This is a genomic window from Paenibacillus xylanexedens, from assembly GCF_007676705.1.
Classification (GTDB): domain Bacteria; phylum Bacillota; class Bacilli; order Paenibacillales; family Paenibacillaceae; genus Paenibacillus; species Paenibacillus xylanexedens_C.
Genome location: NZ_VEBF01000012.1, coordinates 39,926 through 55,368, shown reverse-complemented (window position 1 = coordinate 55,368; position 15,443 = coordinate 39,926). Strand labels below are relative to the sequence as shown.

At 48.0% G+C, this 15,443-nt stretch carries 12 protein-coding genes; all 12 read right to left on the bottom strand.

The window, feature by feature from the left end; translation table 11 throughout:
- Positions 1-283: 283 nt before the first annotated feature.
- The 12 genes from FS628_RS29225 to spoIIE all read right to left on the bottom strand — a co-directional run bounded on the left by FS628_RS29225 (position 284) and on the right by spoIIE (position 15,296).
- Positions 284-1,234, bottom strand: coding sequence for a peptidyl-prolyl cis-trans isomerase (locus FS628_RS29225; RefSeq protein WP_145326540.1), 951 nt, complete (start codon positions 1,232-1,234; stop codon positions 284-286).
- 23 nt (positions 1,235-1,257) lie between these two features.
- The gene (hslO, locus tag FS628_RS29220; protein ID WP_145326539.1) at positions 1,258-2,178 is read right to left on the bottom strand and encodes an Hsp33 family molecular chaperone HslO; all 921 of its coding nucleotides are present in this window, start codon (positions 2,176-2,178) and stop codon (positions 1,258-1,260) included.
- A 73-nt stretch (positions 2,179-2,251) separates the two neighbouring features.
- Complete coding sequence (locus tag FS628_RS29215; RefSeq protein WP_145326538.1) at positions 2,252-3,022, bottom strand: type III pantothenate kinase; 771 nt, start codon at positions 3,020-3,022, stop codon at positions 2,252-2,254.
- A 6-nt stretch (positions 3,023-3,028) separates the two neighbouring features.
- A complete protein-coding gene (gene nadC, locus FS628_RS29210) occupies positions 3,029-3,895 on the bottom strand; it encodes a carboxylating nicotinate-nucleotide diphosphorylase (protein WP_145326537.1) in 867 nt (288 codons plus the stop codon).
- On the bottom strand, positions 3,892-5,526 hold the full coding sequence (gene nadB / locus FS628_RS29205; protein WP_145326536.1) for an L-aspartate oxidase: 1,635 nt from the start codon (positions 5,524-5,526) through the stop codon (positions 3,892-3,894). The genes nadC and nadB overlap by 4 nt, the downstream gene beginning before the upstream one ends.
- 35 nt (positions 5,527-5,561) lie before the next feature.
- Positions 5,562-6,500, bottom strand: a complete 939-nt coding sequence (nadA, locus tag FS628_RS29200) for a quinolinate synthase NadA (RefSeq protein WP_017691350.1) — start codon at positions 6,498-6,500, stop codon at positions 5,562-5,564.
- Between the two features lie 298 nt (positions 6,501-6,798).
- The gene (gene ftsH / locus FS628_RS29195) at positions 6,799-8,844 is read right to left on the bottom strand and encodes an ATP-dependent zinc metalloprotease FtsH (RefSeq protein ID WP_145326535.1); all 2,046 of its coding nucleotides are present in this window, start codon (positions 8,842-8,844) and stop codon (positions 6,799-6,801) included.
- Positions 8,845-8,944: 100 nt separating this feature from the next.
- Positions 8,945-9,484 carry a hypoxanthine phosphoribosyltransferase gene (gene hpt, locus FS628_RS29190; protein ID WP_145326534.1) on the bottom strand — a complete coding sequence of 180 codons (540 nt, stop codon included), beginning with the start codon at positions 9,482-9,484 and terminating at the stop codon, positions 8,945-8,947.
- 52 nt (positions 9,485-9,536) lie between these two features.
- Complete coding sequence (tilS, locus tag FS628_RS29185) at positions 9,537-10,976, bottom strand: tRNA lysidine(34) synthetase TilS (RefSeq protein ID WP_145326533.1); 1,440 nt, start codon at positions 10,974-10,976, stop codon at positions 9,537-9,539.
- 44 nt (positions 10,977-11,020) lie between these two features.
- Positions 11,021-11,968 carry a serine/threonine protein kinase gene (locus FS628_RS29180; protein WP_145326532.1) on the bottom strand — a complete coding sequence of 316 codons (948 nt, stop codon included), beginning with the start codon at positions 11,966-11,968 and terminating at the stop codon, positions 11,021-11,023.
- A complete protein-coding gene (locus FS628_RS29175; RefSeq protein ID WP_091018321.1) occupies positions 11,952-12,704 on the bottom strand; it encodes a VWA domain-containing protein in 753 nt (250 codons plus the stop codon). Before FS628_RS29175 ends, FS628_RS29180 begins: the two co-directional genes overlap by 17 nt.
- An 84-nt stretch (positions 12,705-12,788) precedes the next feature.
- On the bottom strand, positions 12,789-15,296 hold the full coding sequence (spoIIE, locus tag FS628_RS29170; protein WP_186328012.1) for a stage II sporulation protein E: 2,508 nt from the start codon (positions 15,294-15,296) through the stop codon (positions 12,789-12,791).
- Positions 15,297-15,443 lie beyond the last annotated feature (147 nt).

Genomic DNA, 15,443 nt, shown 5'->3' with positions numbered 1-15,443 from the left:
AGCCTCTGGATGCTATAGAAGAACTGCGGAAATCCTGTTGATCCTATCCCTTACTGCTAAGTTTTCTAGACAGGGCGGAGGTTTCCGAAAGTTTCTTTGTTCATAATTAAATCTTTTATATCCGAGTAAACGAGTGGGTATTTGATTGTTTTCATCTTATCAACGTTAACCCTTATTGTCAATATGAGTACTCAAAAAAAATACTCTGCCTTAGGCCCTAGGACCGCAGACAGAGTACTTTTATCAAGATGCAGCAGTACGAGACAATCCTTGCGAATGGAATTCAGGAGGCAGGAATCTCGGACAGGATCACGGCTTCATACTTGTTACGCAGCATTTGCTCTACCTGCGGTAACGGATCAGCCTGACTCAGAGCCAGCTGCATTCGAATTTCCTCACGAACTTCTTCAGCCGACTGCACTTGGCGTTCTTCTATATCATTGAGTCTGATAATCGCATAGCCTTCCTCTACTCGAACAGGACCGGCAATATCGTCAACATCCAGTTCCGCAGCGAGTTGAAGAATTTCTTCAGGCTGGAATGGATCATTCCGCTCAATCCATCCCAGCCTCCCACCAGCTTCACGAGAGAAGCTGTCTGTCGATAGCCTGCGAGCAGCTTCTTCAAAGTCTTCACCATTTTCCAACGCATCCAGTAAGGAATCCGCTTCCTCTTCTTCCTCTACTACGATGATGGACAAATCATATTTCTCAGGAGAAACGTAATCCTCACGGTGTTCGGTCCAGTAATGCTCAATATCTGCATCTTTGATCTGTATGCCGATCGTGGCGATTTTCTCAAGCAGCAGCCTATATCCGGCTTCCAACTCAAGCTCCTGTTTTGACAGGCCTAATTGGGACTTCATTTCGTCAAAATACGATTTTTCTGAATCGTACCCCTCCATCGCGGCAGCCAGTTCCCTTGCGATCTCTTGGGGAGTGACGATCAGCTTGCGTTCAATTGCCTCGGCATACACAGCTTTACGATTCAGCATTTGGAGTAACAACTCACTGCCGTAACGTTTTTTCAGCGCGTCGGTCCACTGCTTGTTCGTGATGACTTCCCCGTTGATTGTCGCTACGGTGCTTCCTTCTTCCGTATTGGCATCATGGGATGCATCTGTCTCATCTTTACCCTGTCTGAGACCATGCATGGCCATCACTGTACCCATGACCAGCATGCCCAGTGTCAAGACAATTACGGCCGTCCACAACCCTTTTTCCTGTCTCGTCATTCCGCATCCCGTCCCCGCATAGATCAGTTCTTGGCTTGCTCTAGGATGGTCTCAAGTTGTTCTTTGTTAAATTCATAAGCTTCATTACAGAATTGGCAGACCACTTCAGCCCGACCCTCTTCTTCAATTAGCTGTTCCATTTCGGATTGGCCCAAGCTGATCAGCGTCTTCTCTACCCGCTCACGTGAACATTCACAGCTAAAATGAATATCCAATCCTTCCATCACTTGTACATCTGGCAACAATCGGCGAAGTAACTCTTCCAATTCAAGTCCCTGCTCCAGTAACGTCGTCACTGGTGGCAACGTCCCAATGGCGTTTTCGATTGCTGTGATCTCTTGATCTGTCAATCCCGGCAACAGCTGCATAATGAATCCACCTGCGACAATAACGGAATTATCCGTATCGACGAGTACACCTACCCCTACAGCAGAAGGTGTCTGCTCCGATTGAGCAAAGTAGTACGTGAAGTCTTCGCCCAGTTCTCCTGAAATAATGGGCACACTGCCGCGGTATGGCTCTTTCAGCCCCAAATCCTTGGTTATGTTAATGAAGCCTTCCGTTCCAACCGCGCCTGCAACGTCCAGTTTTCCCACACTATTGCTTGGCAAATGTACATGCGGATTAGAAACATATCCACGTACTTCGCCTTTGGCATTGGCATCAGCTACAATCTGTCCAATGGGCCCATCACCGTTGACTTGTACCGTTAACTTCTCTTCGCCTTTGAGCATTGCACCCATAATGGCTGCTGTTGTAACCGTACGCCCCATGGCAGCTGTAGCCGTGGGAAACGTGTCGTGTCTTCTGCGTAGTTCCTCAACCAGTTCCGTAGTCTGGATAGCAAAGGCTCTTACCTTTCCATTCATTGCTGTACCACGAATTAACCGATCATGCTTGTTGTTGTTTTCCAAGTCATTCAGCCTCCTTTGGCGTATCGTCATAATAGTCGTAACACAGAAAAAACGGCACAACACTTAAGCTGTAATCTCAGCCCGCTGTATGCCGTCTCTAAGCTCACCTTTCCCGGTTCCGCTCATATATAATACGCAGCCCTTCAAGCGTAAGCAGCGGATCAACTTCCTCTATACTACGGGTTTCTTCTGCAATCAGTGTAGCGAGACCACCCGTTGCAATAACTCTGGGTCTGGCTCCCATTTCTTCGCGAATACGCTCTACAATACCATCTACCTGCCCTGCATAGCCAAATATAATGCCGGCTTGCATCGCATGAATAGTATTACGGCCAATCACCTTCTTGGGTTTCTCCAGCTCAATACGAGGCAGCTTGGATGCTCGCTCATAGAGCGCTTCGGTGGCAATGTGAATGCCAGGTACAATAGCTCCCCCCAGGTAATGACCTTTCTCGTCAATACAGTCAAAGGTCGTCGCAGTACCGAAATCGACCACGACGAGAGGGCCGCCATACTTCTCAACGGCTGCTACTGCATTAACAATACGATCTGCACCCACTTCACGCGGATTTTCGTATCGCAGGTTCAGGCCGGTTTTGATACCAGGCCCAACAAGTAACGGTTTTTTGCCTACATATTTCTCACACATCTCTTCGATTACATTCACCAGTGGCGGAACCACAGATGAGATGATTACACCTTCGATGTCGCTTGCCCTGATGCCGGACATATGAAATAAATTATAAATCAATACGCCGTATTCATCCACTGTTGACTGACGTGATGTACTCAGACGAAAGTGGTGCAGCAACTCCCGGCCTTGATATACGCCGAGCACCATATTGCTGTTCCCCACGTCTACAACTAGAATCAAAGAGGTTCACCCCTCTTTCTTTTCATTTAAATCCAGACTAATATCCAAGCTCTCAAAGGAATAGGTTAACCTGCCAACCGAAATTACATCCACACCACTCTCTGCAATACCACGAATGGTCTGAAGGGACACGTTACCGGATGCTTCAACCTTTACATGAGGAGCCTGTTCACGAATAAGTTCAACTGCTTCACGCATCCGCTCTGGATGCATGTTATCCAGCATAATGATATCTGCCCCGGCTTGCAAGGCTTCTCTCACCTGCTCCAGATTTTCAGTCTCCACTTCAATCGTCATCGTGTGTGGAATAACGGTTCGCGCACGCTGTACCGCCTCGGTGATTCCGCCTGCACCCTTGATGTGGTTATCCTTAATCATAACAGCATCGTACAGTCCAAATCTATGATTCGCTCCGCCACCCACGCGCACTGCGTATTTCTCAAGTAATCGGTGACCCGGCGTTGTCTTACGTGTATCCACGAGTCTGGTCTCAAGACCATCCAGCACATCCACGTAGGCACGCGTACGCGTAGCTATTCCGGACATACGTTGCAGCAAGTTAAGTGCCAGTCGTTCCCCCGTAAGCAGTGAATGTGTACTTCCCTCTACCTCGGCCAAAATCGTGCCATGGGTAACCTTGTCTCCGTCTGTTACCTTCGGTGTAAATACAAGATCAGGATCGACGACCTGAAATACGAGTTCGGCTACGGTCATGCCTGCTATAATGCCATTGTCCTTGGCATGTATAATGGCCTTGGATTGATTGCCTGCTGGAATCGTCACACTCGTTGTAACGTCACCTGCACCGACATCTTCACGAAGCCAGTTTTTGATTGATTCGATAAGCCCATCATTATATCCATTTCGTATCATGACATCAATTCCTCCACAATCGCTTGTTCTCGCTGCTGCAGACTATGCTTCTGCCAGACGACATCATCACGTGCCGGGAAATCCTCACGGTAGTGGGCCCCCCGACTCTCCTCGCGGTGCAATGCTCCGCTGGTAACTAACCAGGCACAGGTCAGAAGGTTGGCGTACTCTAACTCTTCCTTATGGGTGAGTGTCTGATCAAAAAACTGCAATTCCTGGTGCAGCTTGTCCATGGCCTTCTCCAGATTCTCACCATTCCGGCGCAAGCCTACCTGACGAACCATCATTTTCTGTAGTCGTAAGCGTCTTTCGGATATCGGTCTTTGCTCTACCATGATTTTGCTCATCTTGCTACTCATGTTCACAGAAGAAGACGTATTCCCTCTTAATGAACCAAGCGGAGGAAGAGATTGAATGCGATCTACAATTCTCCGGCCAAATACAATTGCTTCAGACAAAGAGTTGCTTGCCAGACGGTTAGCTCCATGCACTCCTGTAGACGATACCTCTCCACAAGCAAATAACCGGGAGATGCTGCTCTCTCCACTTAGGTCCGTTTTCACTCCGCCCATCATGTAATGGGCAGCAGGTGCAACGGGAATCCAATCCGTTGTCATGTCTAATCCATAACGCATACAAGTCTCATATATGGTAGGGAACCGATGCTTGATCATCTCTGGCTGTTCATGCGTAATATCCAGGTACACAAAGGTGCTGTTGGTCGACTCCATCTCACTAACAATCGCCCGTGCCACGATATCGCGTGGTGCCAGTTCAAGCTGAGCATGATATCGATCCATGAAGCGTTCACCCTTCACATTGCGCAAAAATGCTCCCTCACCGCGCACGGCTTCTGACACAAGGAAACGTGGTGCCCCCGGGTAACAAAGAGAGGTAGGGTGAAATTGAATAAATTCCATGTCACGAACGATAGCCCCAGCTCGATAGGCCATTGCTACACCATCGGCAGTAGCTACATCCGGATTCGTCGTATATCGGTACAGTTGTCCTGCCCCACCAGAGCAGAGAACCGTTGCCTGTGCCTTCACGAAAACTTGCGATCCATCGTCCTTCTGAATCAGAGCTCCGATGCACTCCCCTCGATCTCGATCCGTAATTAGGTCAATCACAAAATGCTCATCCCATACTTCAATTCCGGGATGTTCATTCACTTCGACTGCAAGCGCACGTACAATCTCATATCCCGTTGCATCCCCGTTGGCATGCAAAATACGGCGGTGGCTATGCGCACCTTCCTGCGTCAACGCCAACTCGCCGTTCTCCAGGTCAAACAACGTACCTAAACGAATCAGTTCCTTCACACCGTCCGGCCCCTCATTCACCAATACCTCTACTGCCTCGGAGCGGCATAAGCCCGCTCCTGCAACAAGTGTGTCCTGCAAGTGATAAGCAGGTGAATCATCTTCAGCAATAACCGCAGCGATGCCTCCCTGCGCATACCGGGTGTTACTTTCAAGTAATGACTTCTTCGTAATCATTAATACACGTTGTTGTTCACTTGCTTTAATAGCGGTAAACAAACCAGCAATCCCTGAGCCTATAACCAGTACATCCGTCTCTACTGTGGGTAGCGCAGATAGATCAAAATCAACTAAATATTGCGGTATCATGTTATTCACCTGTCTTGGAGCAAGAGTAGCGCATCCTACTTCACCAATAACATACGCTCTAGTGATTCTCTGGCTTTGTCGGCAACGGCCGGTGGCACATAGATCTGCGGCTTCATCGTTTCCAGGCATTTAACCAGTTTCTTCAAGTTGTTGACCTTCATGTTAGGACATACGAGGAACTTGGTAGCAAAATGAAACTGTTTATCCGGACTATCCAAACGAAGTTGATATCCTGTACCATCTTCCGTACCTACGATAAATTCCTTCGCTGATGAATTTTTGCAATACTCCAAGATGGCTGTTGTACTGCCTACAAAATCACCCATCTCTACAACCTCAGGACGGCACTCCGGATGGACAACAAACTCTGCATTCGGATGCTTGGCTCTCATCTCCACCACATCTTTGACTGTGAGCATATCATGAGTGTTGCAATAACCTTCCCAGATAATCATTTTCTTGTCTGTATGCTGCTGCACATAGTGTCCCAAGTTTTTATCCGGTACCCAGATAATTTCGTCGGAATCTACCGATTGAATAACCCGAACTGCATTCGCAGATGTACAACAGATGTCGGTCTCTGCCTTGATCTCAGCCGAGGAGTTGATATAAGTGACAACCTTGGCATTAGGGTGTTGTGCCTTCAATTTGCGTAGTCCATCCACATTCACCATATCTGCCATTGGGCAACCCGCACGTTCATCCGGGATAATAACTGTTTTGTTCGGCGCCAGAATCTTAGCGCTTTCACCCATAAAGTGAACACCACAGAAAACGATCACATCTGCATCAGTTTGTGCTGCCTTCTGGGCTAATAGAAATGAATCTCCACGGAAGTCAGCAACCTCCTGTACCTCGTCACGTTGATAATAATGGGCAAGAATAATGGCATTACGTTCCTTCTTCAATTCCATCAGCCGCTCACGCAGTTCGCGGTTCATCTCAGCCTTGCGCTCTAAAGCCAGAGCTTCCACCTGTGATCCTCTCCTTTATCGGGACAGCGTCATGCGCTGTTTCGTAGAGCCAACCTAGTCGTTATCTTCGCTTGAGAAACGAATCACAAGCGGTTTAACAACTAATTTACACAACGTTCACGACTCTGTCAATAAATGAAAAAGGCTCAGAACAACGCCGTAACCACCCGTTTGCTAACTGGTTCGCCATCTAACTCCCGTTTATCTTTATCTATCCTCTTTTAAAATAATGGACAAAAAAAGAGAGCCCGAGGGCTCTCTTGATTTCACCTGCTAGCATAGCCAGATGTATTATGCATTAAGACGTTGGCTTCGTTCCGCCATCATCCGGGTTATTGTTATTACCCTTTTCCAGATTCGGAGCTTCGTTCGGAATATCTCCGGCTAGTGGCTCAGGCGTTCCATCTTTACCTTGAATACGGACACGCACATCACCGATGTTGTCGATGATTGGCTCTCCGCCTTCAGTTGGCGTACCTTCACCATCATTGTCATTCTCTGCTTTTGGAGTCAAAGAACCTGTTTCGATCAATTGTTTGATCTGATCCATTTCCAAAGTCTCAACCTCAAGCAAAGTTTGAGCGATCAGGTGCATCTCTTTTGAATGTTTAACAAGCAAGTCCTTACACTTCTCATAACAGTCATTGATAAAGCGTTGCATTTCCTGATCAATCTCATAAGCAATGGAATCCGAGTAATTCTGTTCATGACCGATATCCCGACCAAGGAATACCTGTCCTTGTGAACTTCCGAATTGCATAGGTCCCAATTTCTCACTCATACCGTACTCCATAACCATGCTGCGAACAATACCTGTCGCTTGCTGGAAGTCACTGTATGCACCAGTACCAATTTCTCCGATGAACAATTCTTCAGCTACACGACCCCCGAGAAGTCCGGTTACTTTATCCAGCAATTCCTGCTTGGTAACCAGCATACGGTCTTCTTTTGGCAACATGATTACATATCCACCCGCACGTCCGCGCGGAATAATGGTCACTTTATGTACCATATCAGCATGTTCGAGGAAGTATCCTACGATGGTATGACCTGCTTCATGATAAGCAACGATTCGTTTCTCACGGTCACTGATGACACGGCTTTTCTTCTCCGTACCAACGATAACACGGTCAATCGCTTCGTCAACTTCCTTCATGGAAATATCTTTACGGTTACGACGTGCTGCAAGCAATGCCGCTTCGTTCAAGAGATTTTCCAAATCTGCACCAGAGAAGCCTGTTGTACGTTTCGCGATAATATCCATCTTCACATCTTTAGTCAGTGGTTTATTACGGGAATGTACTTTCAGAACAGCTTCACGACCTCTTACATCAGGGCGGTCAACCGTAATTTGACGGTCAAAACGTCCTGGACGCAGCAAGGCAGGGTCCAAAATATCTGCACGGTTCGTTGCGGCTATGATGATAATGCCTTCGTTAACTCCGAATCCGTCCATCTCAACGAGCAACTGGTTGAGTGTCTGTTCACGTTCATCGTGACCACCACCGAGACCAGCACCACGCTGACGTCCTACAGCATCAATCTCATCGATAAAGATGATACATGGGGCATTTTTCTTCGCATTTTCGAACAAATCACGTACACGTGATGCACCGACACCGACAAACATTTCCACGAAGTCGGAACCTGAAATAGTGAAGAATGGTACACCCGCTTCACCGGCTACGGCACGAGCGAGCAATGTTTTACCGGTACCTGGAGGCCCTACGAGCAATACGCCCTTAGGAATCCGTGCACCTACCGCTGCGAATTTACGAGGGTCCTTGAGGAAGTCTACAACCTCAACAAGTTCCTGTTTCTCTTCGTCAGCACCCGCAACATCTTCAAATGTAACCCGCTTCTTCTCTTCGTTGTAGAGACGAGCACGGCTTTTACCAAAGTTCATTACTTTACCGCCGCCGCCTTGAGCCTGATTAAACAGGAAGAAGAACAGCAGGAACATAATGATCAAAGGAATAAAGGAAGTCAGCAACGTCAACCAGATGCTGTCACCTTTCATTGGCTCCTGATGATATTGGAAATTGTTAGTTTCACTTGCAGCTACAAGTTCACTAATTGCCTCATCCGTAGGAGGAATATACGTTGAGAAATTTTCTGATTTGGCGCCATCGGGTGCCTTCTTGTATTGACCGGTCACGAGATACGTTTGACCGTTGAATTGAACCGTCAATTCAGAGACATTGTTGGCTTTGATCGCTGCACGCAACTGATCATATCTAGGATTATCGGTGGCTTCGCCGCCATTGCTGACGAACTGGACTATCCCCACCACAACTAAAAAAAGAATCAAATAAAAACCAGAATTCCGGATGAACCGATTCATCCCCTACCTCCTCTCGAGACACTTTAATTATTTTAACATAGCCCGACATGGCTTCTCAACAGAAGCCAAGAACAGCTCAAGGCTTGGGTCGGGCAGGATATTAGCTACTATAGACTTCCGGCTTCAAAATCCCGATATAGGGCAGGTTCCGGTACTTCTCCGCAAAATCCAAACCGTAACCAACGATGAACGCGTCAGGAATGTCAAAGCCTGTGTAATGAGCTTCCAACTCCACTTTACGGCCTGAAGGCTTGTCGAACAGCGTAACCACACGCACCGATTCGGCACCACGGTTTTGCAGCAGTTCAATCAGATAACTGAGTGTAAGTCCACTGTCGATAATATCTTCGACAATCAGAACTTCCCGTCCTTCAACGGAGACATCCAGATCCTTAATGATTTTGACAACACCTGATGACTTGGTGGAAGCGCCATAACTGGATACCGCCATAAAATCCATTTCAACAGGTACCGTTATGTTTTTAACCAAATCAGCCATAAATATAAACGCACCCTTGAGCACACAAATGACCAAAGGATTGCGGTTTGCATATTCGGCACTTAGTGTTGCGCCTAATTCCTTGACTTTACTCTGAATTTCTTCTTCACTGATCAATACTTCCTGAATGTCGTTCTGCAACTGTGCGAACCTCCTAAGTTATACTATGAAAGCCTTACCTGAACCATAACCACTACCCCTGAATCGCTGAATCGCCTACAGTCATGTACAGGATTGCGGAAGTGCCCTCCCTGACAGGAGCCACATTGGACCGTCGAACACCCGGTAACCAGATGATATGACCTGCTCCATCACATACCACAGGAATACGTGGACGGACAGATGGGGGGATTTTCTCATCGATGAAAATATTTTTCACCTTTTTGCTTCCGTTTAATCCCATTACTTTCATGGTATCTCCAGGTAACCGTGAACGCACAACCAGCGGCATAAGCAGTTGATCCGCATCAAACGCGGCTTGATCCGCCGATTCTGGTACATGATAGTCCTCGGGACTCACCGGCATCAACCGAATATACCGGTTAATCTCGGTGAGTGAAAGCTCATAAGTTCCACTCCATTGCGCAAGACGATACTCGTAAGATTGATCCTGTACGTCCGTCCGTATGCCAAAAGAAATCAGATTATACTCCCGAGTGCAGGCGAGTGTCTGTCCTATATCCAGGCTCCAGGTCGTCACATGGGTCTCCATGACCTTGCGACGAATGGTTTCTATACGGGTAAAGTCGACAAAATCACTGTCCAAAGGCAGATAATTCAATATTAGTTTAATCAACCTTCGTTGTAAAGCGACATGTAACTTCAAGAAGGAAGGCACCTCAAAGGTTTGCCTTCCGCCGTTCACCTGCACTAGACACCTGTATGTGTCATATGCACTCTGCTCCATGAAATCGTCTTCATCACCCACAATTTCGGCAAGCCGATTCAATGACGGCGTAAGTTGTCCATTATACTGCCCCAAAAAAGGAAGCACATCCAAGCGAATGGCATTACGCCGATATTTACGCAGGGAATTGCTCTCATCATTGAAATACTTAAAACCCTGGGTATTACAAGCTTCTACAAGGTCTGTCTTGTTTATACGAAGGCATGGACGAATAAGTTCCACATTTTTTTCACGTCTTTTAAACTTCATTCCTGCGAGTCCCGACAAGCCGGTTCCACGAAGCAAATGAAGCATGACCGTCTCTGCCTGATCATCCGCATGATGTGCCAAAGCGATGCTTGCCGCATTATATTTGGCAGCCACTTCGTGCAGAAAGGCATATCGCTTGTTGCGGGCCGCTTCCTGTGGTCCTTGACCCGTCAGCTCCATATATGAAGGAACATCGGCCTTGATCCATTCAAAAGTAATCCCAAGCTGCTGTGCCAGTTCCATCATTTTCTCCGCTTCATCATCAGATTCACTTCGGAAGCCATGATGCACGTGGGCACAGATCAATTCAAGTGGCACATGCTGCTTGCTGATCTCATGCATGATATGCAAAAAAGCCACCGAGTCCGGCCCGCCCGATACTGCGACGACAATCCGATCCCCGGGAACCCATAACTGATGCTCTTCCGCTGCATCCAGCACGTTATTCACCAGCATGTTCCAGCGTAAAGCCTCCATACCTGTTCCTCATTCCTTGCGTTATGTATATGCACCCTTACCGATCAGAAACGTAGTGCATAGATGAGCACCCCAATAAGTAGTATCACAGATACAGCAAATGCGTTCTTGAGCCAGCGCGGCGTTGTACTTTTGGAACGACGGCGAAGAGGCGTGGGGCGTGCCATCATTTCCTTCCATCCTTGTGCCGCATGGCCTGCATCACGAAACTGACCTCGTAAGGCCTGGATTGTCCAATTCCGAAAAGGACCCAGTCGTTCACTACGTTCCACCAGCGCTACGAGCTGATTCACACTTCGCAGTTGCGGTAACCCTTCTGCTGCCAATGCCTTGAGTGCGTCTGCTTCAAGTACATGAATCAACAATAATGCAAAAGCAAATACATCATAGGTACCGTCTGCTGTTCGGCTACCTGCATTCCAGAACCCCCGATCATACCATTCGGTGAACTGCTTGACGCTTCGACCAATGGACGTAACTCCGCCGTAGTCGATCAATTCCACATGCCCATAATCAGATACCAGCACATTCTGAGGCTTGAGATCACCGAACACCCATCCCGCCTGATGCAACTGTGCCAGCTTCTGTAAGAGTCTAAGTCCAACCAGCAGTGTCCAGTCTGTCCCCTGACGCCGAATGAAGTGATGAAGAGCCTCACCTCGAACGTAACGCATCACATAAAAGGGAATATCCCGGCCACGAACGGCATAATCATCCACATCTTTAAGATAGGAAGGAATGCCGCTCTGCCGAAGGGCCTCATGATTACGCTGTAGTTGAAAAGATTTGAGCACATTGACTTCCGATTGCAGATCTACCGGATCAAATCCCATTTTAAGCGCGTAGTGTTTGCCATTTTCACCCCGTTGGACAAGAAAAACGATGCCATTGGCTCCTTTGCCCAGTAGCTTCCGAATCGTGTAACGACTGCGATTCCATTTCCCTGTAACCACTGTTCCTGGCGGGAAAGAGGCGTCAGACAACGTTGTCACCGAGCATCCCTTCTCTTTCAATGCGATAGTTCCCTTCTATTTCCTGCTGTTTCTCCAGTGTACCATAACGGTAAAAATCAATCACCTTCTGAATTGCAGGGCCTGTCGGCGTTGCACCCTTCATCTGCAATCGTCCAAACAGGGACCGAACACGGCCTGGATCCGTTGTCCAGTCAATATCCATTACCGCATCTTCGCCACTGTGTCGTCCCGGAAAATGAAATACCGAAAGCTTGCTCTGACCTATACGCGCCTGCAAACTTAGCATTAAATCGCGAATGCCTTCTTCTACTGCTGCCAGTTTGGGCTTCATGCTGGCACTAACGTCAATCAGCAATATAACCTGTAACGCTGTAGTTTCAGCCATATCATCCATCACTTCCACGACCCGGGCGCGTTGTGCGGGTTCCAGATCGGTTACCGTTTTGGGCTCCTTCTCTCCCAAAATTTGTGTTAACTCTCTATTAACCGCCTGCTGAATCGTCTGAACCACCGTTTTCCTTGTCATCATCTGCATGGTATGGGCAAGCTGACGTGTACCTACAATTTGGCTGATTCCACCTCCGGCTCTGGCAATGTCCTCAATCTCCCGGCTACCCAGCTCACCAATGGTTCCATAATCAATCACGCCAACCACATTAACCGTAATCCCTTCTTCCTGCGCTTCGGCCGCTGCCAGCACCGGACTTGGTCCTACATTGGAACAACCGTCGGTGATCAACAAGATTTGCTTCATCCGATATCCCTCCGTTATTCGTTACTCTCCAACTCTATGACTAGCATTGCCAGAATGAAGAGACTTCAAACAGAAGAAATGCAATTAACTGACGGTCCGTGGACGCTCCATCCGGTTGATGCCAGGCACACGCAGTGTGGCCCATTCAGGGCGGAAATGCTCTACTTTTCCAACAACGACAGTCATATCATCCAAAATTTCATGTTGCTGATATCTTATGACACTCTCAAGCAGGCAATCGGCCAACTCTTGTGGATCATCTGTATCAATCTCTTGAATGAGCCGTTTCATCCATAACTCTTTGTTCACCGCATACCCCGGTGCATCATAGATGCCATCCGTCATCATAATGAGTATATCACCAGGTTGAAGCTGTACCGTTACCAGATCTACTTCAATATCCTTAATAATACCGATCGGCAAATTACTGGCTGAAACTTGAATAACCTCCTGTCCTCGTTTGATAAAGCTTGGCGTTGAGCCAATTTTCATAAATGTTGTCTCTGCCGTATATTCATCGATCAGTGCCATATCCACTGTCGCATACATCTCTTCAGGTGAGCGCAGCATCAGGACGGAGTTCACGGATTTGATCGCCAGCTTCTCATCCATGCCGGACTGTAGTAACTGTTCCAGTATATTTAGAGCTGCACTGCTCTCCATGCGTGCCCGTTCTCCATTGCCCATTCCATCACTAAGCGCCACCGCGAACGTGCCATTGCCTAACTCAACCGTGCTGAAGCTGTCACCTGACATCACATCTCCCCCTTTGGCAGCAGCAGCAACACCTGTGGTAACCTCGAAGGTTTTGGCTGAACCAAACGTGACAGTCGCCAGTCCCTGACGAGGGTCGGTCATGGTCTCATGCAAGACGGCAATATGCTCGTCCAATACATCCGAGATCAGCGGAGCTATCATTTTCCGGCACTCATCGAATCCCCGTGTATACGCATGTACAATCTCAATTTCCACATTACCCGCTTCCAGATTGATAATCTCAATGGAATGAATGGACAGGCCCAGTGACTCTAACGCGTCCCTGATCTGCTCCTCTTGCTGCACCATCTCCTCACTTTCCCGTTGAATTTCTTTTGCCAGGTCCTCCATAACCTGAGATACACCAGACAATTGCTCCGCAACGAGCTGTCGACTATCGATAATCTGACGCTTCCATTGCATGTTATGTTGATGCAACCCATACTGGGCACGCATGACTTCAAGGACCTCTTCCGGTTTCGCACACACCCTGTTCCATTCTACTGGAATCTGCTTGCCTGATATCTCCGGGTTCCCCTCAATCGTACTCATCACGTCCGTCATATATTTGTAGGTTTGAATAAACTTTGCATCCCAGCATTGCGTACGCTTGAAGCAGCTTGCACATGTGCCCTCGGCAACCGCATTCATGAAATGATCCATTCCACCTTCTTTTTGTACCGGCTCCCCCGCACCGGACATCTGATCAAAGCTGCGTGATAATTGACGGAATACCTGCGAGAACCGGGTTACCCGCTCTGCCGTGATATCCCGTATCCGTTTGGCATACTCATGCTGGGATTTCGTATGATCCTGCGTACCTGGGACATACTTGGATATCGCCGTCAGCAAGCTCTTAGGTGTCAACATAAACAGAACGATAGCTGCACACGTCTCCCATAATGAGTTCATCACATCACCTGGACCGCCCAAGTAGATGGATAGAATGGACGAACCCAGCAGCATGCCCAGTGCAACTGCCGCACGTTTGCCCTCTCGAAGCATACCCGCCAGCATGCCGGCAAAAGCAAGCAGGCTCATCTGATACACCGCTGACATGTCAGCCAGACTCAGAATCAAGCCGGTAATCACCCCAACCGAGGCTCCGAGGGGGGCTCCGCCCACCAACGCAAAGATCAGAATGAGATAACGGGAGAGCATATGCTCAACGGACAAGGACTGAATTGTCCAACCCACGGCTCCCGTCATAACGGAAGCGAGCAATATGATCAGGCAAAGGATCTCCTCGTTCTTTAGGTTGAACTTTTTTTTGCGGTAGGTGAAGATCGGTATGGCTTGTATAAAAACAAGGGTGAGCACGAAGCTTAATACCGAATCCATCGTGAGCATCAGCATGGCGTACCAGCTGAAGGATGGTCCAATCACGACGGCGAATAACTTGACCATAAATGTAGTCGTAAAAACCATCGTCGGCGCATAAGATAATTCAGCACGATCATATGACTCCAGTCCCCGGAAGAGCAGATAGAAGATGGCGATCTCCGATGCGACAATGAGAGGTACTGGAAACGGTGCAAAGAGACTGCCTGCGAGTAGAGCAGCTCCTACCGGTATGATGTAATCCCTGCGCATGAATGCAATCACGGCGAAGTAGGCTATGGCAAAGGGCGATAATTCATTCAGAATCATGGCCTTTCCGAGCAGGAACCCCATAAACGTAAGCAGCAGTACCCATTTGCGGGAAGCAACCATTTGGACAGCCTTGCGGGAGCCAAGCCATTGTTTCAGACGTACCGACAGCTCCTCCCGAGCTTCTGTACCTCCTTTGCCTGCTTTCATTCCCGGAAATTGAATGACATTCCACTTTTCCATCATCCTCAAGGCACCCCATTCGATTAATTTGAATTTTCGTGTTTCGTTCTCGATGGTTCTGATTATAGATAGATTAGAAGACGTAGTTTGTCAGAATAGGTGGGCAGGGCCCAAAAAGTTTACGACAAAAGAAACGAGCCTGGCGCGGTG